This is a genomic window from Pseudocitrobacter sp. CD920760 (assembly GCF_057782505.1).
On the sequence record NZ_CM173490.1, the window covers coordinates 3,950,384 to 3,975,260 of the forward strand.

16 protein-coding genes, 1 tRNA gene and 3 rRNA genes are annotated in these 24,877 nt (G+C 52.7%); 7 read left to right on the plus strand and 13 right to left on the minus strand.

From position 1 onward, the window contains the following. The first annotated feature begins 9 nt into the window (after positions 1-9). From AC1MKH_RS18495 to AC1MKH_RS18505, 3 genes are all read left to right on the plus strand, one after another. Positions 10-2,661 (plus strand): bifunctional acetate--CoA ligase family protein/GNAT family N-acetyltransferase, encoded by a 2,652-nt coding sequence (locus AC1MKH_RS18495; protein WP_276223701.1) that lies wholly within the window; start codon positions 10-12, stop codon positions 2,659-2,661. 108 nt (positions 2,662-2,769) lie between these two features. Beyond that, on the plus strand, positions 2,770-4,125 hold the full coding sequence (gene pssA / locus AC1MKH_RS18500) for a CDP-diacylglycerol--serine O-phosphatidyltransferase (protein ID WP_276223712.1): 1,356 nt from the start codon (positions 2,770-2,772) through the stop codon (positions 4,123-4,125). A gap of 44 nt (positions 4,126-4,169) precedes the next feature. Further along, complete coding sequence (locus tag AC1MKH_RS18505; protein ID WP_276223704.1) at positions 4,170-4,496, plus strand: YfiM family lipoprotein; 327 nt, start codon at positions 4,170-4,172, stop codon at positions 4,494-4,496. 2 nt (positions 4,497-4,498) lie between these two features. On the opposite strand, the gene AC1MKH_RS18510 is transcribed toward AC1MKH_RS18505, so the two are convergent. From AC1MKH_RS18510 to rluD, 8 genes are all read right to left on the minus strand, one after another. Then, on the minus strand, positions 4,499-5,797 hold the full coding sequence (locus AC1MKH_RS18510; protein ID WP_276223706.1) for an MFS family transporter: 1,299 nt from the start codon (positions 5,795-5,797) through the stop codon (positions 4,499-4,501). Between the two features lie 341 nt (positions 5,798-6,138). After that, positions 6,139-6,254, minus strand: a 5S ribosomal RNA gene (gene rrf / locus AC1MKH_RS18515). Positions 6,255-6,350: 96 nt separating this feature from the next. Beyond that, positions 6,351-9,257: ribosomal RNA gene (locus AC1MKH_RS18520) — 23S ribosomal RNA — on the minus strand. A 191-nt stretch (positions 9,258-9,448) separates the two neighbouring features. Continuing rightward, positions 9,449-9,524: transfer RNA gene (locus AC1MKH_RS18525), tRNA-Glu, on the minus strand. Between the two features lie 85 nt (positions 9,525-9,609). Further along, positions 9,610-11,151: ribosomal RNA gene (locus AC1MKH_RS18530) — 16S ribosomal RNA — on the minus strand. Together the 16S, 23S and 5S rRNA genes with 1 tRNA gene alongside form the textbook arrangement of a ribosomal RNA operon. A 409-nt stretch (positions 11,152-11,560) precedes the next feature. Beyond that, positions 11,561-14,134 carry an ATP-dependent chaperone ClpB gene (gene clpB / locus AC1MKH_RS18535; RefSeq protein ID WP_149461738.1) on the minus strand — a complete coding sequence of 858 codons (2,574 nt, stop codon included), beginning with the start codon at positions 14,132-14,134 and terminating at the stop codon, positions 11,561-11,563. 128 nt (positions 14,135-14,262) lie between these two features. After that, positions 14,263-14,994: a purine nucleoside phosphorylase YfiH gene (gene yfiH, locus AC1MKH_RS18540; RefSeq protein ID WP_276223342.1), complete on the minus strand. Its 732-nt coding sequence runs from the start codon at positions 14,992-14,994 to the stop codon at positions 14,263-14,265. Beyond that, positions 14,991-15,971, minus strand: coding sequence for a 23S rRNA pseudouridine(1911/1915/1917) synthase RluD (rluD, locus tag AC1MKH_RS18545; protein ID WP_276223339.1), 981 nt, complete (start codon positions 15,969-15,971; stop codon positions 14,991-14,993). The genes yfiH and rluD overlap by 4 nt, the downstream gene beginning before the upstream one ends. Positions 15,972-16,103: 132 nt before the next feature. Here rluD and bamD point away from each other — a divergent pair, with 132 nt between their 5' ends. The 4 genes from bamD to AC1MKH_RS18565 all read left to right on the plus strand — a co-directional run bounded on the left by bamD (position 16,104) and on the right by AC1MKH_RS18565 (position 18,362). After that, positions 16,104-16,847 carry an outer membrane protein assembly factor BamD gene (gene bamD, locus AC1MKH_RS18550; protein WP_015963371.1) on the plus strand — a complete coding sequence of 248 codons (744 nt, stop codon included), beginning with the start codon at positions 16,104-16,106 and terminating at the stop codon, positions 16,845-16,847. Between the two features lie 268 nt (positions 16,848-17,115). Beyond that, complete coding sequence (raiA, locus tag AC1MKH_RS18555) at positions 17,116-17,454, plus strand: ribosome-associated translation inhibitor RaiA (protein ID WP_015963370.1); 339 nt, start codon at positions 17,116-17,118, stop codon at positions 17,452-17,454. 165 nt (positions 17,455-17,619) lie between these two features. Beyond that, positions 17,620-18,036, plus strand: coding sequence for a hypothetical protein (locus AC1MKH_RS18560; RefSeq protein ID WP_327621981.1), 417 nt, complete (start codon positions 17,620-17,622; stop codon positions 18,034-18,036). Continuing rightward, on the plus strand, positions 18,036-18,362 hold the full coding sequence (locus AC1MKH_RS18565; protein WP_327621982.1) for a hypothetical protein: 327 nt from the start codon (positions 18,036-18,038) through the stop codon (positions 18,360-18,362). Before AC1MKH_RS18560 ends, AC1MKH_RS18565 begins: the two co-directional genes overlap by 1 nt. Positions 18,363-19,410: 1,048 nt before the next feature. Here the strand turns inward: AC1MKH_RS18565 and AC1MKH_RS18570 are convergent. From AC1MKH_RS18570 to AC1MKH_RS18590, 5 genes are read right to left on the minus strand one after another with little or no spacing between them, the layout of a single operon-like run. Then, the gene (locus AC1MKH_RS18570; RefSeq protein WP_276219181.1) at positions 19,411-21,090 is read right to left on the minus strand and encodes a hypothetical protein; all 1,680 of its coding nucleotides are present in this window, start codon (positions 21,088-21,090) and stop codon (positions 19,411-19,413) included. Positions 21,091-21,092: 2 nt separating this feature from the next. Then, positions 21,093-21,644 carry a baseplate complex protein gene (locus AC1MKH_RS18575; protein ID WP_276219184.1) on the minus strand — a complete coding sequence of 184 codons (552 nt, stop codon included), beginning with the start codon at positions 21,642-21,644 and terminating at the stop codon, positions 21,093-21,095. Further along, entirely contained in the window at positions 21,616-22,341 is a 726-nt protein-coding gene (locus AC1MKH_RS18580; RefSeq protein WP_276219185.1) for a hypothetical protein, read from the minus strand. Before AC1MKH_RS18580 ends, AC1MKH_RS18575 begins: the two co-directional genes overlap by 29 nt. Further along, complete coding sequence (locus tag AC1MKH_RS18585) at positions 22,331-22,846, minus strand: tail fiber assembly protein (RefSeq protein WP_276219187.1); 516 nt, start codon at positions 22,844-22,846, stop codon at positions 22,331-22,333. Before AC1MKH_RS18585 ends, AC1MKH_RS18580 begins: the two co-directional genes overlap by 11 nt. A gap of 9 nt (positions 22,847-22,855) precedes the next feature. Next, positions 22,856-24,874 (minus strand): phage tail-collar fiber domain-containing protein, encoded by a 2,019-nt coding sequence (locus tag AC1MKH_RS18590; RefSeq protein WP_276219189.1) that lies wholly within the window; start codon positions 24,872-24,874, stop codon positions 22,856-22,858. Positions 24,875-24,877: the final 3 nt, after the last annotated feature.

Below are 24,877 nucleotides of genomic sequence, written 5' to 3' on the forward strand. Positions count from 1 at the left end.
GAAGCCGGAATGAGTCAACGAGGGCTGGAAGCACTTCTTCGACCAAAATCGATTGCCGTGATTGGCGCATCCATGAAGCCGCAGCGCGCCGGCTTTTTGATGATGCGTAATCTGTTAGCCGGTGGGTTTAACGGCCCCGTTATGCCCGTTACGCCCACCTGGAAAGCGGTGCTCGGCGTGCTGGCCTGGCCGACCATCGCCAGCCTGCCGTTTTCACCCGATCTCGCCGTACTCTGCACACATGCCAAACGCAATCTGGAACTGCTGGAAGCGTTGGGCGAGAAAGGATGTAAAACCTGCATTATTCTCTCTTCACCGCCCGATCAGTTTGCCGAATTATCAGCCTGCGCCGCGCGCTACCAGATGCGCCTTTTAGGGCCAAACAGTCTGGGGCTTTTAGCGCCCTGGCAGGGTCTGAACGCCAGTTTTTCTCCGGTGCCGATTCGCAAAGGCAAACTGGCGTTTATTTCGCAGTCCGCGGCCGTTTCCAATACCATTCTTGACTGGGCGCAGCAGCGCGAGATGGGCTTCTCCTACTTTATTGCGCTCGGTGATAGCCTGGATATCGATGTGGACGACCTGCTCGATTTCCTCGCGCGTGACAGCAAAACCAGCGCCATTCTGCTCTATCTGGAGCATTTGAGTGACGCCCGACGCTTTGTTTCCGCCGCTCGTAGCGCCTCACGTAATAAACCCATTCTGGTGATTAAGAGCGGACGTAGCCCGGCGGCGCAGCGGTTGCTTCACGCTAACGCGGGTCTGGACCCCGCCTGGGACGCCGCGATCCAGCGCGCCGGTCTGCTGCGCGTGCGCGATACTCACGAACTTTTTTCCGCCGTTGAAACCTTAAGCCATATGCGCCCTTTGCGCGGCGAGCGTTTAATGATTATCAGCAACGGTGCTGCCCCGGCAGCGCTGGCGCTCGATCAACTCTGGGCGCGCAACGGCAAACTGGCGACCCTCAGCGATGAAACGCGGGCCAAATTGACTGAACGGTTGCCGGATTCCGTGCAGGCCGGAAACCCGCTGGATCTGCGTGATGATGCCAGCATCGAGAGCTATATCGCCGCAGTCAACTCGTTACTCGACAGCCCGGATCTGGATGCGCTGCTGGTGATTCACTCCCCCAGCGCCACCGCAACCGGCACTGAAAGCGCCGTGGCGTTAATTGACGCGATCAAACGCCATCCACGTGGGCACTACATCAGCGTGCTGACCAACTGGTGCGGTGAGTACTCTTCTATCGAGGCCCGACGCCTGTTCAGCGACGCCGGTATCCCCACCTATCGTACGCCGGAAGGCACGATTACGGCATTTATGCATATGGTGGAATATCGCCGGAACCAGAAACAACTGCGGGAAACGCCCGCACTGCCGCAGAATTTAACGGCCAACACGGCGCAGGTTCACGAACTGCTCGCGCAGGCTATCGATAGCGGTATCCGCGCGCTGGATACGCATGAAGTGCGTCCTGTGTTGCAGGCGTACGGCATGCACACGCTTCCCACCTGGATCGCCGCTGACAGCGCGGAAGCGGTACATATCGCCGAACAAATTGGTTATCCGGTGGCGCTGAAACTGCGCTCGCCGGATATCCCACATAAATCGGAAGTTCAGGGGGTGATGCTGTATCTGCGTACCCCGGCGGAAGTGCAACAGGCGGCGGATGCGATTCTCGATCGCGTTAAAATGACCTGGCCACAGGCGCGCATTGACGGCCTGCTGGTACAAAGTATGGCTAACCGCGCAGGTGCACAGGAACTGCGCGTGGTGGTGGAACATGATCCGGTCTTTGGCCCGCTGATTATGTTAGGTGAAGGCGGCGTGGAGTGGCGGCCTGAAGAACAGGCCGTGGTCGCTCTGCCGCCGCTGAATATGACGCTGGCGCGCTACCTGGTGATTCAGGCAATTAAGAGCAAAAAGATTCGTGGGCGCAGCGCGCTGCGACCGCTGGATATTCCCGGCTTGAGCCGTTTGCTGGTTCAGGTCTCAAACCTGATTGTTGATTGCCCGGAAATTCAGCGGCTGGATATTCACCCTCTGCTGGCCACAGGTAATGAATTTACCGCGCTGGACGTGACGCTGGATATCGCGCCGTATGAAGGCGACAGCGAAAGCCGCCTGGCGGTAAGGCCGTACCCGCAGCAGCTCGAAGAGTGGGTCACCATGAAAAATGGCGAACGCTGCCTGTTTCGGCCTATCCTTCCTGAAGATGAGCCGCTTTTACAGCAGTTTATCGCCCGGGTGACGAAGGAAGATCTTTATTACCGCTACTTTAGCGAGATCAACGAATTTACCCACGATGATTTAGCGAATATGACCCAGATCGACTACGATCGTGAAATGGCTTTCGTTGCGGTACACATCACGGCTGAACAGACGGAGATCCTTGGCGTCACCCGCGCCATCTCCGACCCGGACAACATAGACGCTGAATTCGCGGTGCTGGTGCGCTCCGACCTGAAAGGATTAGGGCTGGGTGGACGATTGCTGGAAAAGTTAATCAACTATACGCGCGATCACGGTCTGCAACGCTTAAACGGCATTACTATGCCCAACAACCGTGGGATGATAGCCCTGGCTCGTAAGCTGGGCTTTGACGTTGATATCCAACTGGAAGACGGTATAGTCAGCCTGTCTCTGAAGCTAAGTCATGACTAAGTTGCTGGAAATACTACCCTTGACCGACAGAGATGGTATTATTGACCGCTTACGTCGTCTGCCTGGTACAGAGGACCCTTCACTAAAACAGAGAAGAAACGCACTGTGATGTTGTCAAAATTTAAGCGTAATAAACATCAACAACACCTTGCCCAGCTACCCAAGCTTTCTCAGTCAGTTGATGATATTGAGTTTTTCTACGCGCCTGCCGATTTTCGGGAAGCGCTGCTGGCAAAGATAGCCGGCGCTACGCGACGCATCTGCATCGTCGCGCTGTATCTGGAACAGGACGATGCCGGGAAGGCGATTTTACAGGCGCTGTATGACGCAAAACGTCAGCGGCCTGAGCTGGAAGTAAAAGTACTGGTTGACTGGCATCGCGCACAGCGTGGACGTATTGGCGCAGCGGCGTCGAATACCAACGCCGACTGGTACTGCCGCATGGCGCATGAAAATCCGGGTGTGGACGTGCCGGTGTATGGCGTGCCAATCAATACCCGCGAAGCGTTGGGCGTTCTCCATTTCAAAGGCTTTATTATTGATGACAGCGTGCTGTACAGCGGCGCGAGCATCAATGATGTCTATCTCCATCAGCATGATAAATATCGTTACGACCGCTATCAGTGCATTCGTAATCCGCAAATGGCGGACATCATGTATGACTGGGTGGGGCAAAATTTAGTGGAAGGTCGTGGCGTTAACCGTCTCGATGATAGCTGCCGCCCGAAAAGCCCGGAAATTAAAAACGATATTCGCCTCTATCGCCAGGAGCTGCGCGATACGGGATACCATTATCTGGGCAACGCCGACGACGAACAGCTCTCCGTTACGCCGCTGGTAGGCCTGGGTAAAACCAGCCTGCTGAATAAAACCATTTTCCATCTGATGCCGTGCGCCGAGCATAAGCTGACGATCTGTACCCCTTATTTCAACCTGCCTGCGCTGTTAGTGCGCAATATCATTCGCCTGCTGCGTGAAGGCAAAAAGGTCGAAATTATCGTTGGCGATAAAACGGCGAACGATTTCTTCATCCCGGAAAATGAACCGTTCAAGATTATCGGCGCGCTGCCGTATCTGTACGAAATCAACCTGCGTCGATTCCTGAGCCGTTTACAGTACTACGTCAACACAGACCAGCTCGTTGTGCGTCTGTGGAAAGATGACGATAACACCTATCACCTGAAAGGGATGTGGGTGGATGACGAGTGGATGCTGCTGACCGGCAACAACCTTAATCCACGCGCCTGGCGTCTGGATCTCGAAAACGCCGTACTCATTCATGACCCGCAACATAAACTGCGGGAGAAACGCGAGAAAGAGCTGAAGCTGATTCGCGCCCATACTACCGTGGTCAATCACTATCGCGACCTGCAAAGTATCGCTGATTATCCGGTAAAAGTGCGCAAGCTGATCCGCCGTCTGCGACGCATCCGTATCGATCGCCTTATCAGTCGTATCCTCTAAATATCAGCCCCGTCCAGTGCGGGGCTTTTTTTCAGGAGAGATTTATGCGAACCCTCCTTCCTCTGATTGCCCTTTTCACTCTGAGCGGTTGTAGCCATATGGCGAACGACAGCTGGAGCGGGCAGGATAAAGCCCAACACTTTATTGGCTCCGCGATGCTTTCCGCCGCTGGCAATGAATACTTCCAGCATCAGGGCATGAGCCGCGATCGCAGCGCCGCATTGGGGGTGATGTTTTCATTGAGTCTGGGGGCATCAAAAGAACTGTGGGATAGCCGCCCCGCAGGGAGCGGCTGGAGCTGGAAAGATTTTGCGTGGGATGTTGCAGGCGCCACGACCGGCTATACGGTGTGGCAGCTGGCCCAACATTAATCCTACAGGCGTAATCCTTTTCCTTTGCGATGCAGCATCAGCGACACCAGGAAAGCCAGCGCCGTCATCGCGGTGACGTACCAGAAGAAGGCCGACTCCACGCCAAATGATTTCAGTGACAGTGCGACATACTCCGCAGAACCACCAAACAAGGCATTAGCCACTGCATAAGATAACCCCACCCCTAACGCGCGAACCTGCGCCGGGAACATCTCTGCTTTCAGGATCCCACTGATCGAGGTATAGAAGCTGGTGATCAACAGTGCGCACATCACCAGTGCAAAAGCGGCAAACGGAGAGGTGACATTCTGCAGGGCGGAGAGAATCGGTACGGTAAACAGCGTCGCCAGTGAACCAAAGCACAGCATTGAAGCGCGACGACCAATCCTGTCAGAGAGCAACCCGAACAGCGGCTGGGCGAGCATGTAGACGAACAGTGCGGCGGTCATGATGATGCTGGCGACCTTCGGGTCCATCCCGGCGGTGTTGACCAGATACTTCTGCATGTAGGTGGTGAAGGTGTAGAAAATCAACGAGCCGCCGGCGGTAAAACCGAGCACCATGACGAAGGCTTTACGGTTACGCCACAGGCCCTTGAAGGAACCCGCTTCTTTCAGTGTACGCGTTTCTTTATGCGACGTTTCATCCAGCTGACGACGCAGCCACAGCGCCACAACCGCTAACACCGCACCCATTGCGAACGGGATACGCCAGCCCCAGCTGTGCAGATCTTCGCTGCTCAGGACATTCTGCAGAAGCACGACAACCAGCAGCGCCAGCAGTTGGCCACCGATCAGCGTGACATACTGGAATGAAGCATAGAATCCTTTACGGCCTTCTACCGCGACTTCACTCATATACGTTGCGCTGGTGCCGTACTCCCCACCGACGGAGAGTCCCTGGAACAACCGTGCCAGCAGAAGCAGCGCAGGAGCCCAGGTTCCGATCGTGTCGTATCCCGGCAGGCAGGCAATGACCAGAGAGCCAAAACACATCATACAGACAGAGATCAGCATCGACCTTTTACGTCCATGACGATCCGCAATACGACCAAACATCCAGCCGCCAATGGGACGCATTAAAAAGCCTGCGGCAAAAACACCCGCCGTTTGTAACAGCTGGGTCGTGGTATTTCCGGTTGGGAAAAAGATGTGGGCAAAGTAGAGAGAACAGAAGGAATAGACGTAAAAATCAAACCATTCGACAAGGTTCCCTGATGAAGCCCCGACGATGGCCATAACCCGGCGACGGGTGTCATGATCGGTGAGCGACTGCTCGGCGGCTACGCTGGTTTCGGTCATTATAATTATGCTCCTGCTGCAGGTTTTTTATCTGTCTTACCGGGCGTAACTCGTCACGCAGATAAATTTTCAGTGAACGAAATGTTATATAATTGTTATTAACTATTTTGCGATATCTATCACGTTTTTTGTTAGCAAGGTAACAAATTAGGATTAGCTGTAGCGGGAGTATTTTGGGGTGGGGGTAGTGCGCGCTGTGTTGCCCGGTGGCGCTTGCGCTTACCGGGCCTACAGTGTGCACCGTACCCGTAGGCCGGATAAGGCGCAGCCGCCATCCGGCAGGTTTTTTTCGCACCAACGCAAAAAGGCCATCCTTTCGGATGGCCTTCTGCTTATTTGATGCCTGGCAGTTCCCTACTCTCGCATGGGGAGACCCCACACTACCATCGGCGCTACGGCGTTTCACTTCTGAGTTCGGCATGGGGTCAGGTGGGACCACCGCGCTAGTGCCGCCAGGCAAATTCTGTTGTATTAACCCGCTTACGCCGGTTAATTTAATCTGTTATCAAGCTTACTTATCGATGTCTCTTCGCCAAAACATCTTCGGCGTTGTAAGGTTAAGCCTCACGGTTCATTAGTACTGGTTAGCTCAATGCATCGCTGCACTTACACACCCAGCCTATCAACGTCGTAGTCTTCAACGTTCCTTCAGGACTCTCAAGGAGTCAGGGAGAACTCATCTCGGGGCAAGTTTCGTGCTTAGATGCTTTCAGCACTTATCTCTTCCGCATGTAGCTACCGGGCAATGCCATTGGCATGACAACCCGAACACCAGTGATGCGTCCACTCCGGTCCTCTCGTACTAGGAGCAGCCCCCCTCAATTCTCCAGCGCCCACGGCAGATAGGGACCGAACTGTCTCACGACGTTCTAAACCCAGCTCGCGTACCACTTTAAATGGCGAACAGCCATACCCTTGGGACCTACTTCAGCCCCAGGATGTGATGAGCCGACATCGAGGTGCCAAACACCGCCGTCGATATGAACTCTTGGGCGGTATCAGCCTGTTATCCCCGGAGTACCTTTTATCCGTTGAGCGATGGCCCTTCCATTCAGAACCACCGGATCACTATGACCTGCTTTCGCACCTGCTCGCGCCGTCACGCTCGCAGTCAAGCTAGCTTATGCCATTGCACTAACCTCCTGATGTCCGACCAGGATTAGCTAACCTTCGTGCTCCTCCGTTACTCTTTGGGAGGAGACCGCCCCAGTCAAACTACCCACCAGACACTGTCCGCAACCCGGATCACGGGTCTACGTTAGAACATCAAACATTAAAGGGTGGTATTTCAAGGTTGGCTCCATGCAGACTGGCGTCCACACTTCAAAGCCTCCCACCTATCCTACACATCAAGGCTCAATGTTCAGTGTCAAGCTATAGTAAAGGTTCACGGGGTCTTTCCGTCTTGCCGCGGGTACACTGCATCTTCACAGCGAGTTCAATTTCACTGAGTCTCGGGTGGAGACAGCCTGGCCATCATTACGCCATTCGTGCAGGTCGGAACTTACCCGACAAGGAATTTCGCTACCTTAGGACCGTTATAGTTACGGCCGCCGTTTACCGGGGCTTCGATCAAGAGCTTCGCGTTGCCGCTAACCCCATCAATTAACCTTCCGGCACCGGGCAGGCGTCACACCGTATACGTCCACTTTCGTGTTTGCACAGTGCTGTGTTTTTAATAAACAGTTGCAGCCAGCTGGTATCTTCGACTGATTTCAGCTCCACGGGTAAACCGCTTCACCTACATATCAGCGTGCCTTCTCCCGAAGTTACGGCACCATTTTGCCTAGTTCCTTCACCCGAGTTCTCTCAAGCGCCTTGGTATTCTCTACCTGACCACCTGTGTCGGTTTGGGGTACGATTCAATGTTACCTGATGCTTAGAGGCTTTTCCTGGAAGCAGGGCATTTGTTACTTCAGCACCGTAGTGCCTCGTCATCACGTCTCAGTGTTAACAGAAGTCCGGATTTACCTAAACTTCCCACCTACACGCTTAAACCGGGACAACCGTCGCCCGGCCAACATAGCCTTCTCCGTCCCCCCTTCGCAGTAACACCAAGTACAGGAATATTAACCTGTTTCCCATCGACTACGCCTTTCGGCCTCGCCTTAGGGGTCGACTCACCCTGCCCCGATTAACGTTGGACAGGAACCCTTGGTCTTCCGGCGAGCGGGCTTTTCACCCGCTTTATCGTTACTTATGTCAGCATTCGCACTTCTGATACCTCCAGCATGCCTCACGACACACCTTCAACGGCTTACAGAACGCTCCCCTACCCAACAACACATAGTGTCGCTGCCGCAGCTTCGGTGCACAGTTTAGCCCCGTTACATCTTCCGCGCAGGCCGACTCGACCAGTGAGCTATTACGCTTTCTTTAAATGATGGCTGCTTCTAAGCCAACATCCTGGCTGTCTGAGCCTTCCCACATCGTTTCCCACTTAACTGTGACTTTGGGACCTTAGCTGGCGGTCTGGGTTGTTTCCCTCTTCACGACGGACGTTAGCACCCGCCGTGTGTCTCCCGTGATAACATTCTTCGGTATTCGTAGTTTGCATCGGGTTGGTAAGTCGGGATGACCCCCTAGCCGAAACAGTGCTCTACCCCCGAAGATGAGTTCACGAGGCGCTACCTAAATAGCTTTCGGGGAGAACCAGCTATCTCCCGGTTTGATTGGCCTTTCACCCCCAGCCACAAGTCATCCGCTAATTTTTCAACATTAGTCGGTTCGGTCCTCCAGTTAGTGTTACCCAACCTTCAACCTGCCCATGGCTAGATCACCGGGTTTCGGGTCTATACCCTGCAACTTAACGCCCAGTTAAGACTCGGTTTCCCTTCGGCTCCCCTATTCGGTTAACCTTGCTACAGAATATAAGTCGCTGACCCATTATACAAAAGGTACGCAGTCACCCCATAAAGAGGCTCCCACTGCTTGTACGTACACGGTTTCAGGTTCTTTTTCACTCCCCTCGCCGGGGTTCTTTTCGCCTTTCCCTCACGGTACTGGTTCACTATCGGTCAGTCAGGAGTATTTAGCCTTGGAGGATGGTCCCCCCATATTCAGACAGGATACCACGTGTCCCGCCCTACTCTTCGAGTTCACAACATATGCATTTTGGTGTACGGGACTTTCACCCTGTATCGTGCGACTTTCCAGACGCTTCCACTAACACACATGCTGATTCAGACTCTGGGCTGCTCCCCGTTCGCTCGCCGCTACTGGGGGAATCTCGGTTGATTTCTTTTCCTCGGGGTACTTAGATGTTTCAGTTCCCCCGGTTCGCTTCATTACGCTATGTATTCACGTAATGATAGTGTGACGAATCACACTGGGTTTCCCCATTCGGAAATCGCCGGTTATAACGGTTCATATCACCTTACCGACGCTTATCGCAGATTAGCACGTCCTTCATCGCCTCTGACTGCCAGGGCATCCACCGTGTACGCTTAGTCGCTTAACCTCACAACCCGAAGATGTTTCGTAAAACACCATCGTGTTGCGAAAATTTGAGAGACTCGAACACACTTAAAAGTGTGTCGTTTCAATTTTCAGCTTGATCCAGATTTTTAAAGAGCAAATATCTCAAACAAGACTTAACAGTCTGTTTTGAGATATTAAGGTCGGCGACTTTCACTCACACATACCAGCAAGTGGCGTCCCCTAGGGGATTCGAACCCCTGTTACCGCCGTGAAAGGGCGGTGTCCTGGGCCTCTAGACGAAGGGGACACTGAAGTCTCAATCGCAAGACGCCTTGCTATTTACTTTTCATCAGACAATCTGTGTGGACACTTCAAGGAACGGTTCTTTAAGGTAAGGAGGTGATCCAACCGCAGGTTCCCCTACGGTTACCTTGTTACGACTTCACCCCAGTCATGAATCACAAAGTGGTAAGCGCCCTCCCGAAGGTTAAGCTACCTACTTCTTTTGCAACCCACTCCCATGGTGTGACGGGCGGTGTGTACAAGGCCCGGGAACGTATTCACCGTAGCATTCTGATCTACGATTACTAGCGATTCCGACTTCATGGAGTCGAGTTGCAGACTCCAATCCGGACTACGACATACTTTATGAGGTCCGCTTGCTCTCGCGAGGTCGCTTCTCTTTGTATATGCCATTGTAGCACGTGTGTAGCCCTACTCGTAAGGGCCATGATGACTTGACGTCATCCCCACCTTCCTCCAGTTTATCACTGGCAGTCTCCTTTGAGTTCCCGGCCGAACCGCTGGCAACAAAGGATAAGGGTTGCGCTCGTTGCGGGACTTAACCCAACATTTCACAACACGAGCTGACGACAGCCATGCAGCACCTGTCTCACGGTTCCCGAAGGCACCAATTCATCTCTGAAAAGTTCCGTGGATGTCAAGAGTAGGTAAGGTTCTTCGCGTTGCATCGAATTAAACCACATGCTCCACCGCTTGTGCGGGCCCCCGTCAATTCATTTGAGTTTTAACCTTGCGGCCGTACTCCCCAGGCGGTCGACTTAACGCGTTAGCTCCGGAAGCCACGCCTCAAGGGCACAACCTCCAAGTCGACATCGTTTACAGCGTGGACTACCAGGGTATCTAATCCTGTTTGCTCCCCACGCTTTCGCACCTGAGCGTCAGTCTTCGTCCAGGGGGCCGCCTTCGCCACCGGTATTCCTCCAGATCTCTACGCATTTCACCGCTACACCTGGAATTCTACCCCCCTCTACGAGACTCAAGCTTGCCAGTTTCAAATGCAGTTCCCAGGTTGAGCCCGGGGATTTCACATCTGACTTAACAAACCGCCTGCGTGCGCTTTACGCCCAGTAATTCCGATTAACGCTTGCACCCTCCGTATTACCGCGGCTGCTGGCACGGAGTTAGCCGGTGCTTCTTCTGCGAGTAACGTCAATTGCTAAGGTTATTAACCTCAACACCTTCCTCCTCGCTGAAAGTACTTTACAACCCGAAGGCCTTCTTCATACACGCGGCATGGCTGCATCAGGCTTGCGCCCATTGTGCAATATTCCCCACTGCTGCCTCCCGTAGGAGTCTGGACCGTGTCTCAGTTCCAGTGTGGCTGGTCATCCTCTCAGACCAGCTAGGGATCGTCGCCTAGGTGAGCCGTTACCCCACCTACTAGCTAATCCCATCTGGGCACATCCGATGGCAAGAGGCCCGAAGGTCCCCCTCTTTGGTCTTGCGACGTTATGCGGTATTAGCTACCGTTTCCAGTAGTTATCCCCCTCCATCAGGCAGTTTCCCAGACATTACTCACCCGTCCGCCACTCGTCAGCGAATCAGCAAGCTGATTCCTGTTACCGTTCGACTTGCATGTGTTAGGCCTGCCGCCAGCGTTCAATCTGAGCCATGATCAAACTCTTCAATTTAAGTTTGATGCTCGTGAATTAAACTTCGTAATGAATTACGTGTTCACTCAGAGACTTGGTATTCATTTATCGTCTTGCGACGTTAAGAATCCGTATCATTGAGTGCCCACACAGATTGTCTGATAAATTGTTAAAGAGCAGTGCCGCTTCGCTTTTTCTCAGCGGCGCGGGGTGTGCATATTAAGCCATCCCGCTACAGAGTCAAGGTTTATTTTCACTCTGTTGACCCGGCGGCATGTTGGCCGTTGTTCCGTGTCAGTGGGGGCGCATTATAGGGAGTAATTGAGATCTCGCAAGCATAAAATACAAAAAACTTTTTACTCGCTCACTTTTCATTCAATTTACTTATTTTTGCCTGGTTTATAAACAAAAACGAGCCCCTGAGGGCCCGTTTTTGCATTTTTGTGACTTACTGCACTGCCACAATATGATCGTCTTTAACGTCCAGACGTATCGTTTTCCCCGGAACCAGCTCACCGGATAGGATCTGCTGCGCCAGCGGGTTTTCAATTTGCTGCTGAATAGCGCGTTTCAACGGACGCGCGCCATATACCGGGTCATAACCGTTTTTACTCAACAGATGCAGCGCCTCATCAGAAATTTGCGTTTCATAACCGCGTTCTTCCAGACGTTTGTACAGACGTTGCAGCTGAATCTGTGCAATTGAGGCAATGTGTGCTTCACCCAGCGGATGGAACACAACCACTTCATCAATACGGTTGATGAATTCCGGACGGAAGCTCTGACTGACCACGCCCAGCACCAGATCTTTCATGTGCCCGTAATCCAGCTCGCCAAAGCGTTCCTGAATCAGATCGGAACCCAGGTTAGAGGTCATAATGACCACCGTATTACGGAAGTCGACCGTTCTCCCCTGCCCGTCGGTCAAACGACCATCGTCCAGCACCTGCAGCAGAATGTTGAACACATCCGGGTGCGCTTTCTCAACTTCATCCAGCAGGATGACCGAGTAAGGGCGACGGCGTACGGCTTCGGTCAGATAGCCGCCCTCTTCATAACCGACATATCCCGGAGGCGCACCGACCAGGCGAGACACGGAGTGTTTCTCCATAAACTCGGACATATCGATACGCACCATCGCGTCATCGCTATCGAACATAAAGTTCGCCAGCGCCTTACACAGTTCCGTTTTACCGACACCGGTCGGCCCCAGGAACAGGAACGAACCGATTGGGCGGTTAGGATCGGACAGCCCGGCGCGGCTACGACGAATCGCGTTCGATACCGCTTCCACCGCTTCGTTCTGACCAATCACCCGGCTATGCAGGTCTTGCTCCATCCGCAGCAGTTTTTCGCGCTCGCCTTCCAGCATGCGTGCAACCGGGATCCCGGTCCAGCGAGCCAGCACTTCGGCGATTTCCGCATCCGTTACGCGGTTACGCAGCAGACGCATGGTTTTACCTTCGGACTGAGTCGCCGCCGCCAGCTGTTTTTCCAGTTCCGGAATTTTACCGTACTGCAGTTCAGACATCCGCCCCAGGTCACCCACGCGGCGCGCCTGCTCGATGGCGATTTTCGCCTGCTCAAGCTCCGCTTTAATTGTCTGCGTACCGGAAAGCGAGGCTTTCTCGGCTTTCCACTCTTCTTCTAATACCGAATACTGGCGTTCTTTGTCTTCCAGCTCTTCATTCAGCATATCGAGACGTTTCAGGCTGGCTTCGTCAGACTCTTTCTTCAGCGCCTGTTGTTCCAGTTTCAACTGGATGATACGGCGATCGAGCCGGTCGAGTTCTTCCGGCTTCGAGTCAATCTGCATACGAATGCTGGACGCCGCTTCATCAATCAGGTCAATCGCTTTATCCGGCAACTGACGGTCGGCAATATAACGATGCGAAAGCGTTGCCGCCGCGACGATAGCCGGGTCGGTGATTTGCACGTGGTGGTGCAACTCATAACGTTCTTTCAGACCACGCAGGATCGCGATGGTATCTTCAACGGACGGCTCGGCCACAAACACTTTCTGGAAACGACGTTCCAGCGCCGCATCTTTTTCAATGTACTGGCGATATTCATCAAGGGTGGTCGCGCCCACGCAGTGCAGTTCACCACGGGCCAGCGCCGGTTTCAGCATGTTCCCGGCGTCCATTGCGCCATCGGCTTTACCTGCACCCACCATGGTGTGCAGCTCATCGATAAACAGAATGACGTTGCCTTCCTGTTTCGACAGATCGTTCAGCACGCCTTTGAGACGTTCTTCAAACTCACCGCGATATTTCGCCCCGGCCACCAGCGCGCCCATATCCAACGCCAGTACACGGCGGCCCTTCAGCCCTTCCGGCACTTCACCGTTCACGATACGCTGCGCCAGCCCTTCGACGATCGCCGTTTTACCGACGCCAGGCTCACCAATCAACACCGGGTTGTTTTTAGTACGACGTTGCAGCACCTGAATGGTGCGGCGAATTTCTTCATCACGACCGATGACCGGATCAAGCTTGCCCTGCTCGGCACGCTCGGTCAGATCGACGGTATATTTTTTCAATGCCTGACGTTGGTCTTCGGCATTTTGATCGTTCACGCTCTCCCCTCCGCGCATCTGTTGAATCGCCTGAGTAATGTTGGCAGTCGTCGCCCCTGCGGATTTCAGCAGGTCGGCCAGTGAACCGCGAGACTCAAGCGCGGCCAGAACGAACAGTTCTGACGAAATAAAGTTGTCGCCCTGTTTTTGCGCCAGCTTGTCGCAAAGATTCAGCACGCGCACCAGATCCTGCGAAGGCTGGACGTCGCCGCCGGTGCCTTCCACCTGCGGTAATCGGCTTAATGCCTGATCGATAGCCGTGCGAAGCTGGCCCGCATTAATGCCGGCAGTGGTTAATAAAGGACGAATCGACCCCCCTTCCTGATTCAGTAAGGCGCTCATTAAATGAAGGGGTTCGATAAACTGGTTGTCGTGCCCCAGTGCGAGAGACTGGGCATCGGCGAGAGCAAGCTGGAATTTGTTAGTAAGACGATCCAGACGCATAATTCCTCCCATAACAGGTCAATTTTGCTACTGGAGATTAAATGAGGTCATCCCTCAATTATTCAAGGTTAATGACCTGTTTAATGCGAAAAATAAGTCAGCCTTCTGGATCGTCTTGATTCTTTAGGTTATATCAGCCAAATGAAACTTGCCATACGACCTGTAGTACGGTCACGACGATATGAGAAAAAATCATCGTTTTGGCTGAAGGTACAGCGGTCACCGCCGTAGATGCGCTGCACACCGACATTTCCCAGACGCTGACGCGCCAGTAGATAAATATCAGCATAGTACTTTTCACCCGCTGCGCGGAACGCGGCGTCAGCCTGATGGTCTTTCGCCATAAAGGCGTCACGCACTTCCGGCCCCACTTCAAACGCCGTAGGGCCAATCGCCGGGCCAAGCCACGCCATGATATTTTCAGGGCGATCGTTAAAGCAGGCAACCGTCTCTTCCAGCACGCCCTCACACAGCCCGCGCCAGCCCGCATGCGCCGCAGCCACTTCTGTTCCGTCGAGATTACAGAACAGTACCGGCAGACAATCGGCGGTCATTACCGCACAAACGGTGCCCGGCATATTGCTGTATGACGCATCGGCGCGTTTTGATTCATACGGCCCGCCGCTTAAGCGCAGCACATCTTTACCGTGAACCTGTTCAAGCCAGACTGGTTTAGAGGGTAAGCCGCCCGCCGCAAACAAGCGGCGGCGATTCTCTTCTACATCGTCCGGATTATCACCGCAATGCGCGCCCAGATTCAGAGAATCGTAAGGCGCTTGACTCACACCGCCTTTACGGGTGGAACTACAGGATGCCACGCCCTTCGGCTGCGGCCACTGCGGGATAATCAATGACGTCATAACCAGTCCACATCGTCCTTATGTTCTTCGAAATCGGCGCGCATTGCGTCGATAAGATCGACCATATCCTGCGGGATAGGCGCATGCCATTCCATCTCAATACCGGTGATCGGATGATAAAGACGCAGCATGGTGGCATGCAGTGCCTGACGGTCAAATTTACGCAGTGCGGAAATGAACTCATCCGACGCGCCTTTCGGTGGACGCGGACGCCCGCCATAAACCTGATCGCCCACCAGCGGGTGCGTGATATGGGCCATGTGCACGCGGATCTGGTGCGTACGTCCTGTTTCAAGACGCAGCCGCAGACGCGTGTGCACACGGAAGTGTTCCATAATGCGATAGTGCGTGACCGCCGGTTTACCCATTGGGTGCACCGCCATATGCGTACGTTTGGTTGGGTGACGGCTAATCGGTTCTTCAACCGTACCGCCCGCCGTCATATGGCCAATCGCTACCGCTTCATATTCACGGGTGATTTCGCGCAGCTGCAGCGACTCTACCAGACGCGTTTGCGCCGGAACGGTTTTCGCCACAACCATCAGACCCGTGGTGTCTTTATCCAGACGATGGACAATGCCCGCGCGCGGCACATCGGCAATCGGCGGATAATAATGCAGCAGCGCGTTCAGCACCGTGCCGTCCGGGTTACCGGCGCCAGGGTGAACCACCAGATCGCGCGGTTTGTTGATAACCAGAATGTCATCATCTTCATAGACGATGTTCAGCGGGATATCCTGAGGTTCAAAACGGATATCTTCATCAATTTCAGCGTTGATCGCGACGGTCTCGCCACCCAACACTTTTTCTTTCGGTTTGTCGCAAATTTGACCATTAACCTGCACGCGCTGGTCAAGAATCCATTCTTTTATGCGAGATCGCGAATAATCAGGGAACAATTCGGCCAAAGCTTGATCTAAGCGTTGACCCAGTTGATTTTCTAAGACCGTTGCGGTGAGTTCTACTCGTTGTGCCATATACAGCTTCTTCGTTAACGTTGGGTTTTTACGGCTTCGCCGTTTAATATAGTGTGCTATTGTAGCTGGTCTTAATCGGGAACAGGAACTGCGAATATCCCGTACAAACATTTTGAGGAAAGTCAAAACGTCATGACGCGCATGAAATATCTGGTGGCAGCGGCCACGTTGAGCCTGGCTTTGGCGGGGTGCTCTGGTTCAAAGGAAGAGGTGCCTGATAATCCGCCTAACGAAATCTACGCAACTGCTCAGCAAAAGCTGCAGGACGGTAACTGGAAACAAGCGATAACGCAACTGGAAGCGTTGGATAACCGTTATCCGTTTGGCCCGTACTCTCAGCAGGTGCAGCTGGATCTGATCTACGCGTACTACAAAAATGCCGATCTGCCGTTGGCTCAGGCTGCCATTGATCGTTTTATCCGTCTTAACCCGACGCACCCGAACATTGATTATGTCATGTATATGCGTGGCCTGACCAATATGGCGCTGGACGACAGCGCACTTCAGGGCTTCTTTGGGGTTGACCGTTCTGACCGCGATCCGCAGCACGCACGTGACGCCTTCAATGACTTCTCTAAGCTGGTTCGCGGCTACCCGAACAGCCAGTACGTCACGGATGCGAACAAACGTCTGGTGTTCCTGAAAGATCGTCTGGCCAAGTACGAGCTGTCAGTCGTTGATTACTACACTGACCGTGGCGCATGGGTTGCCGTGGTAAACCGCGTTGAAAACATGCTGCGCGATTTCCCGGATACACAGGCCACCCGCGATGCGCTGCCGAAGATGGAAAACGCGTACCGTCAGATGCAAATGACGGCGCAGGCAGACAAAGTAGCGAAAATCATTGCGGCAAACAGCAGCAGCACGCAATCCTGATTTCGAACGCAAGCAAAACGGCAGCCCTGGGGCTGCCGTTTTTTTATCCGTTTCACCTGCCCGCTGAACCGCTTTAGCGGCAAGTCATCTCATCAAATATGACCGCCTTTTTCCCTTTCGACAAGGAAAATATCGCCTGTTCCTGCCCTGCCTCACAAAACAGTTTCCTTGACAAAAAGTGACAAAAAAACGTGATTTAAATCACACATTTTGACATTAGGAAAGGTATGCTGGAATCACCAAGACGGAAAGACAAGAGGTAAAATTTATGACAATGAACATTACCAGCAAACAAATGGAAATTACTCCGGCCATCCGCCAACATGTCGCAGACCGTCTAGCCAAATTAGAAAAATGGCAAACTCATATTATTAACCCGCACATCATCCTGTCCAAGGAGCCGCAGGGTTTTATCGCTGACGCCACCATGAACACGCCGAACGGGCTTCTGGTTGCCAGCGCCAAGCATGAAGATATGTATGCTGCAATCAACGAATTGATCAACAAGCTGGAACGGCAGCTCAATAAGGTGCAACACAAAGGGGAAGCCCGTCGCGCCACAACATCGGTGAAAGACGCAAGCTTCGAAGAAGTTGAAGAAGAGTAAAACTGAACTTTGAGTGTATCGCCAACGCGCCTTCGGGCGCGTTTTATTTACCTGTAGCACATTGAAATAAAAGGAATTATTTCAAACAACGTCCACATATCGACCACATTAACAACAAAAAACCCCAAATCTGGGGTTTTTTGCCATGCAGCAAATGGAGTAATAATGAGTAAGTCAGATCACAAAGATGATCCCGCACGCAACGCATACCATCGTTTACGGCTGGTTACACCACAACTTTTCGCCCAGTATCTTGCTGAGAAGGGAGTCAATAAAGTCTGCTTAGCTTGCGGTCACGATCAGCTATCCACACCGGAAACAATGAGCCTGGATTCATCACGTAGCCCGTTCAAAGACAAAAAACCGTCCGAACTAACCGAAGAAGAATCCCGGCAATATGTCGATGCGACCGCAGTTCACTTTGTCACTCCCTCACTTATTGATGAGTCAAAAGCACCATTAGTTTCTAATCATCAATACCGACTTATCTGCCAGAACTGTGGTTTTATCAGCTATTTCCGTGCAGCCAATGTCGTTTATTGGGTGGAAGACCGTATTCATGACCAGGGAGATCAGCCATAATGCAACCAGAATCTGATAACCTTGTATTACTTGATTTTCCAGAGAAGAAAAATGGCGATGGCGGGGGTGGCGGTGTGCTCGAACGATTAGAAAAGAGAGTTGAAAAACTAGAGTCTGAGCTTTCAGCCACACGCCTGGATATTGCTACGTTGAAGGAACGGACTGAGCATTTTGCCACAAAAGCCGAACTACAGGCCGGCTTTGCAGGCGTTTACAAAGAGATTACCGGGGTTCATAAAGAGATACGCTTACAGACTATCTGGCTTGTAGGTGCACTATTCACAAGTATGGCGCTCTTATTTACTGCTATTAAGCTGTTTAATTAACCTCCCCTGCTCCCTATACCCATAAGCTCCGACCATTCGGGGCTTTTTTTGCGCCTGCTTGTTGTTAACTCATATGCTCTTCTACCTAACCTATTTTTAAGTCGGCCATCGGAAAACCGTCACAACCATCACGCACCACTAAATAACCTATTAACCATATGATTATCATGAATAAATCTTGTGACGGTAAAACCATCACAAAACGCAACACAAACCGTCACACATAATAAATTCAATAAGTTATAAAACAGAGTTGTGATGTTTTAAGACCGTCACACTGTGATGCTTCTGTGATGCTTTTGTGATGGTTTTAGATATCCATATTTATTATTAAATATCATATAGATAGATAATGATTTTTAATATTGTGATGTTTGTGACGGTTTTCCGATGCCCCCCATCAATTTTTGAAAAAACTCAGAATGGTCAGAAATCACCCTGATTTGTTGGTGAGTTTGTATCTCTCTCTGTTACTGATTTGGTCACTGATAGCGGCATGTGTGCGCATGGATGGGCGCGGACGGAGCTGTGCAAAGTATTTCAGTAGCGCCAGTTCGTACGGTTCCCCGCAAACCCGCGCCAGCAACGGCTCTCTGTTTTTAAGCGCTAACGAGATCCCGCTCCGACCGTTACGTAAAAAGTTACGTAATCACACCTGACACCGTATGGCGCAAGACTTTCCCTTCTGAGGCGACTAGCTGGCCATCGTCCAAAAACTGAAATCTCTGAAATCTGTTTCACACATTTCAGTTTGGGATCTTACGTCAAAGCCCCAGCGCTGGCGCGGCCTGCCGATGTATTTTGAACCACCGGAAAAACTGAAATCATTCTCAACACGAAAACCGCAGGCGGGTGCGGTGTAGCGCCGTTTTCGTCACTTCCGCCGTTATTTCGTCGCCGTCAGGATTCACAGACGCAGGCGTGCGCCGCTGCGCTGAGTGCTGGGAGGTGTTTGCCTGGGTGTAATGATGCGCTGCGCTGGGAGCGTTCTGTGGCGTTTGATAGGGGAACAAAAAAACCCGCTACGATGAGCGGGTAGGATGAGGTGTTACTTGCCGATTACGGGGGAGTATTTACCGTTCAGTGTATCGGCTTGTGCGCCGGTGCTGCGAATGTCGCCGGCGTTCGTCGGTGCGCCAGTATTACTATGCGTATGGCTGGCGGTCAGTTCTGCCAGCTGCTTGACCACATCAAGCGTATCCAGCATCAGCTGCGCCACATTTATACTATTGGAACCTATCCACACTACCGGCGCGATAATCTGCTGCTGTACGGCCGCAACGCTTTTTCGAATCTGGCCAATCTGCTCCGTCAGGTTTTTTCCAGCCGTAACCATGACGTCTTCGGTCACGGCCAGCTCATCACTGCCGCCGACAGTGGCCAGCCGGCTACCCTGAATCGCCTGGCTGAACTTGCCGGTGCTAACCTGCTGAATGGCTCCAGCCATCAGCGTGGACGTGCCGATAACGCTGGTTTTATCCGTAGCTTTGATGGTCGTTTCACGGCTCACCAGTTCCCGGCTTTCAGTATCGGCCTTAACCGTTCTGGCCATCGATGTTTCGCTGATTGTCTGATCAGTCTGCCGCACCCAGTCCCCGGCTCGCGTCACGCGCTGGGAGACTTCAGCCCGCTGCTGCTGGAGCTGCTCACCGGGTTTGATATCCGGCAGGCTGGTACCATCCGGCACGGTCTGGCGGATAAATGGCTTATCCGGCCGGCCGTCAGTAAAAGCGACTTCGACAAGCGTCCCTTCAGGCGGAAACTGGTACATGCCGGAATCATTACCGGCCATCGGTACCGGTAGTGGAACGGCAGAATAAACGGGTGTTTGCGCGTCGGGTTTACCGTCTGCGTCTAGCAGCTGCACGTCCACGGCATAGCGCGGACGGAAAGGATCCGAAAAGTTGCCACTCTTTACGGCCTCTGTAGGCGCTATGACCCTGGCGAACTTCGGCAGGTGTAGCCCGGATGCCAGCTCCGGAAAATGGCTTTCAATCTGTCGCTGTATCGGTGATTTCTGCAATGGCTGGCCAGTTGCACGGTTACGAGGTGTCCAGGTAACGGCCATTGTATCATTGGTCAGATGAACCTTTGTGACACGCTCGCCGTTCATTTCAACCCCAGGCCGAAGGCTCTGGACAACCGGTAACGTCATGGTATTGCCGCCAGCAGCCCCCTGACTGAACCCGGCCGGGATATCCACCGGTTTACCGGCAAAGAGGGACTTTTCTGCGCCTCCCACATACAGCCCGCCATCCGGTAACTGGTACCAGATGTAATCCGTAATGCCAAAGGCTTTACCCAGATTATTCAGCAGTTGGTACCCGCTGCCACTGTGGGTAAAGTGGGGGATCGGTTTATCAGCGTAACCGGCATCGGGTACCATCACCGTAATGCCGCTGTTCTCTTCCAGCCAGCTGGCCACGCTGCGCAGTGTCGGGTGCTGAAGTGAGCATGGCCACAGGCGTTCAAACACACCAACCAGCTCACGAACAAAAAGCCGCTGGAAGCCGTTATCAGCCGGCTGCGACCGTTCCACATACCCAGTAAACCACCGCAAAAGAAGGTCGGTATACCCGACATTAAGTCGTACCAGCTTGCCGGTATAGTCCTGGTCAGTTTCGGCCGTAATGAATCCCCGGCCGCAGGCGTTCAGCTCCAGCACCAGACTGGCATCAGCAAGATGTACCTCGTCCGTTGACAGGTACAGCCGTTTTATCGGTTTCATCCTTACCCCAGTGCATCGTTAACGGGTTTCAGGACTTTGCGCTCAAACCACGTCATTTTCTCATCATCTTCATCAGCGGACTGACCTGCCCCACCGGCAGCGCCACTGGAAGAGCTTCCCTGCTTTTTCGCTGACACTTTACTGCTTGCCCTCGCCTCACGCTTTTCCTGAACACTGATATGTTCGGTCAGCGTAAATGTCACCAGCCAGGACATTTTCCCGTCCTGCTGCGGGGCATCCAGCGTGCCGGTGAAGGTGGCTTCACGAAAATTGACAGCACGCGCCTGCTCATGGGCGACGCGGTATTTCTGACGCTGGCCGCTGGCATCAGTGGCGCTGGCCAGCTCAAAGATGCGGCGCAATATCTCTTTATTTTTGAATGGAACCTCGCCGGATACGCGCAGCTCTTTACCCTTCATGCCCTGCTCGGACTTCGTGGTAGAGCTGGTCTGTCCGGACTGGTCTTTGTCCTGAAACTGCTGCGTTATCGTTACACGCATGTTTTTCAGCTGGATCGCTTCTCCGTTAAGCGCCAGCGTCGGATTCGAGGTCATGTATCATTCCTTTTATGCCATCGAGATTATCGCCAGTCAGCATCATGGCCGCAGAGTAAACCGCCGATTGCAACGGGATGCCTTTTACCAGATCCAGCAATGTGGTACCCAAATCACCGCTGGCAGTGAATACCCAGGCTCTGGCGCTTTTCCCCTGTAAATCAGCCAGTCCACCGGCAATATCGCCCAGCAGACCATCGCGCAGACGGGTAAAGTCGTCGAGTTGTTTCTTAAGCGCCCCGATATCAACCACTGCGGCCGCTTCTTCCTGTGCTTTCTTGACTGCCGCTGCGGCAAGAGCTGTCCGACTGGTTGGTACTGACAGTGGAAGCACATCAGCCAGCCCGGCGCTGTACTTTGCCGGAATTTGCATCTTTTCCATCGCCAGTTCTGCCGCAGAAAGCGCCAGGCGCTTTACCTGAGTGAAAGCTGGCGCCGGAAAAACATCAACCAGCTGATTAAGACTGTTTATGAAGCTGTCATGCGTCTGGCCAGCAACCATCATAATGATCACATCAGCGTTTCCGCCCGTCCCGGCCAGCTTTTCAGCCAGGTAAGAAATGGCGTTAACCGGGCTGAGATATGCACCATTCTCGGTCTGCTGCCCCAGTCCGTATATCCACGGATGCGCCGGCACAACCGTACAATTGATAGCCGTTACGCTGTCGTTAAAGGCCAGCTTAGCTTCACGCCACATCACATGGCACCTCTGGCCATTCAATGTCAGGAGCATCTGAAGTATCAACCCGATTAAGTAGCACACGGGCTTTTTTCAAAGCCAGCAGCGAGGCACGCTCCTGGTCAGTGGCGATATCTAAATCAACAGCATCCTGTAACGGGGCAATAGCCTCTGTCACAGCCTGAATACGTCGAGTTTTCTCAGCATCTGCTATCGCAATATAATCAACTGGCATCTGAATTATTTTTTTACCGTTATATTTCCACTGGCCATTGATAGAAATGCCGTCAGGAACAGCGACATTATTAATTTCTGCAACAGATAACCCTACTGGAAATAATAATTCTACGTTGTAAGTCAGCGAGCGAATGATTCCCAACGCGTCATACGCTATTTTCAGAGTGCCACTTTTAAAATCTGCCTGATTTTCGTACCAGTCATTCCCATCTTCATCACGTAAATAAGCAATGTTGTGCGGATTATCTCCACTCCTGGTATATGCGGTAAAATTCTTATTTTTCATTCTCTTGTCCTACTGCTGAGAAACGGTTCGCCAGGCACCATTAACCCGAATCTGTAGTGGCCTGGTAATAATGGCGTCAGAGTCTTTAACCTCCGGATTTTGTGAATTAATATCGACAATCCCAGAAATAAAAGAACCTGCCGGTGCCCTTATTGTCCTGTCGCCATTTATCAGAGTGGTCGCCGTTACAGTAACCTCAGCGCCAAGCTGTACACCATCAACAGCCCCAACATCAGAGGCAGTCGGCTTATTGCCTGTGTGATAGAGTTCGAACCACGGACTATACGTCGTCCCGGCGATATTCTGATAAAAAAGACGTGGTGCCGATTGGTTGGCATAATCCATTGCAAGTCGTGTTCGATATGTACCTGACACACCAATATTTAAATACGAAAAACCGCGATTTTTATCAGGTGCATACGCCGTACCAACACCGCCAAAATAGACACTGGTAATTGCATCTGTTGGGGAGCTGGGTGCAAGCCCTCCCCACCCCCACGCCCCAACCTGCATGACATTCCCTCCCGCCGTACCGACATCGCGGGTCGCAGCTGAGCCTAATCCGAGGTTGTTACGTGCTGTGCCTGCGTTGCTTAGGTCTGAGAGATTACTCTCACGTTGTAATGCATTAACGATTCTGCTGTCATTGCCCGCCGCTACCGTTCCGGCGCCAGTTCCAACATCCTGTGTTGCAGCGTTTTTCAGTCCCAGATTAGTACGAGCGGTCGTAGCATTCGTTAAATCTGACAGATTTTTAGATTTCGCCAGATAGTTTCCATCGGCAATGTTGGTTGTCAGCAGCTGTAACCAGGCATTTTTATCATCACCAAATATCGTTCTGACATAGACAGCAGGCGATGTTACAGAATACTGAATCGCCAGACGAACAGAGTAATAACCTGACGGCGCGATACAGAGTTGTGCATATCCCATGCCGTCAGGATTATCCGGATTCCCTGCGCCTGCTGTATACAATCCGCCAACAGAGGCATCTACATTCGGAGCCACACCACCAACTCCCCATGCACCATTCATCATGAGTGCCCCGCCAGTATTATCCGTTGAGCTGGTCTGGCGGTTAGCGGTCGCAGCAGTTCCAAGCTCCAGGCTCTTACGGGCTGTCACCAGATTAGTCAGGTCGGACAGATTTTTACTCTTAACCAGGTAGCTACTATTTGCCTGCTGGTTATCAAGTGTACCTTTCGGCCGCAAATCAGTGATATTCCCGTTGGCATCAATGCTGGCCAGCGCAAAAACATAATGTTTCACGCCGTTCTGCTCGTACCCCACCAAGTTAGCGGCCACTGTCACCTTACTCTGTACCGACCAGACACTGGTCAGTGCGCCTGACCAACACACATCCAGCCAGACTTTGACCGGTTTTGTGGTTACAGTGATGTTTTGGTTAGCTGCCTGCACAGAACGCAGTCCTGCAACATACCCCGTCCCTTTCGTGACAAAGTACTGATCGCCGCTTTTGGCCACCAGATAGCCATCATCAAAAAATGCACCGGCACCGTAAAGGTCGATATTTTCCAGACGCTGACGCTCGTCCATCCCCGCCATACGGGCTGTGAAATCAATCTGCCAGGTCTCAGCAGGCGTGTTAATGGCCGTTTCTGCCTGTGCACCAGTAAACTCCATCAGGAAAGAACGGGTCAGGACGTTACCCTGCTGCCCTTCTTTCGTCTTTAATTTCTGCTGCTCCGGCGCATGAACAATCATCGCAAGCGTACCGGTGGCCTTATTCGTCAGCCCGATCCAGTTGAAGGAAAAATCACCCACATCCGCACCCAACACCGCCGAATGCACAACAGCATTTTCATTTACCACCCCTTTACGGGTGACTGATTCGCGGTGAACAATTTGCGCAGCAGGTGGCAGCGTTTCACTGCGATCGACAGGCAAATCCGGGTCAAGCCCCGGCACCAGTGCAAAAACGAACTCATCAAGCAGAACAGGTTCACCCGTAGCAGCCTGCTGCGCTTTCCACTGCTCAAACGCCAGCGTGATAGCGGTCTGTGACATAAT

Bases quoted from the DNA above. Each gene is read 5' to 3' on its own strand.
- AC1MKH_RS18495 (WP_276223701.1), top strand. From the start codon at position 10: ATGAGTCAACGAGGGCTGGAAGCACTTCTTCGACCAAAATCGATTGCC.
- pssA (WP_276223712.1), top strand. From the start codon at position 2,770: ATGTTGTCAAAATTTAAGCGTAATAAACATCAACAACACCTTGCCCAG.
- AC1MKH_RS18505 (WP_276223704.1), top strand. From the start codon at position 4,170: ATGCGAACCCTCCTTCCTCTGATTGCCCTTTTCACTCTGAGCGGTTGT.
- AC1MKH_RS18510 (WP_276223706.1), bottom strand. From the start codon at position 5,797: ATGACCGAAACCAGCGTAGCCGCCGAGCAGTCGCTCACCGATCATGAC.
- clpB (WP_149461738.1), bottom strand. From the start codon at position 14,134: ATGCGTCTGGATCGTCTTACTAACAAATTCCAGCTTGCTCTCGCCGAT.
- yfiH (WP_276223342.1), bottom strand. From the start codon at position 14,994: ATGACGTCATTGATTATCCCGCAGTGGCCGCAGCCGAAGGGCGTGGCA.
- rluD (WP_276223339.1), bottom strand. From the start codon at position 15,971: ATGGCACAACGAGTAGAACTCACCGCAACGGTCTTAGAAAATCAACTG.
- bamD (WP_015963371.1), top strand. From the start codon at position 16,104: ATGACGCGCATGAAATATCTGGTGGCAGCGGCCACGTTGAGCCTGGCT.
- raiA (WP_015963370.1), top strand. From the start codon at position 17,116: ATGACAATGAACATTACCAGCAAACAAATGGAAATTACTCCGGCCATC.
- AC1MKH_RS18560 (WP_327621981.1), top strand. From the start codon at position 17,620: ATGAGTAAGTCAGATCACAAAGATGATCCCGCACGCAACGCATACCAT.
- AC1MKH_RS18565 (WP_327621982.1), top strand. From the start codon at position 18,036: ATGCAACCAGAATCTGATAACCTTGTATTACTTGATTTTCCAGAGAAG.
- AC1MKH_RS18570 (WP_276219181.1), bottom strand. From the start codon at position 21,090: ATGAAACCGATAAAACGGCTGTACCTGTCAACGGACGAGGTACATCTT.
- AC1MKH_RS18575 (WP_276219184.1), bottom strand. From the start codon at position 21,644: ATGACCTCGAATCCGACGCTGGCGCTTAACGGAGAAGCGATCCAGCTG.
- AC1MKH_RS18580 (WP_276219185.1), bottom strand. From the start codon at position 22,341: ATGTGGCGTGAAGCTAAGCTGGCCTTTAACGACAGCGTAACGGCTATC.
- AC1MKH_RS18585 (WP_276219187.1), bottom strand. From the start codon at position 22,846: ATGAAAAATAAGAATTTTACCGCATATACCAGGAGTGGAGATAATCCG.
- AC1MKH_RS18590 (WP_276219189.1), bottom strand. From the start codon at position 24,874: ATGTCACAGACCGCTATCACGCTGGCGTTTGAGCAGTGGAAAGCGCAG.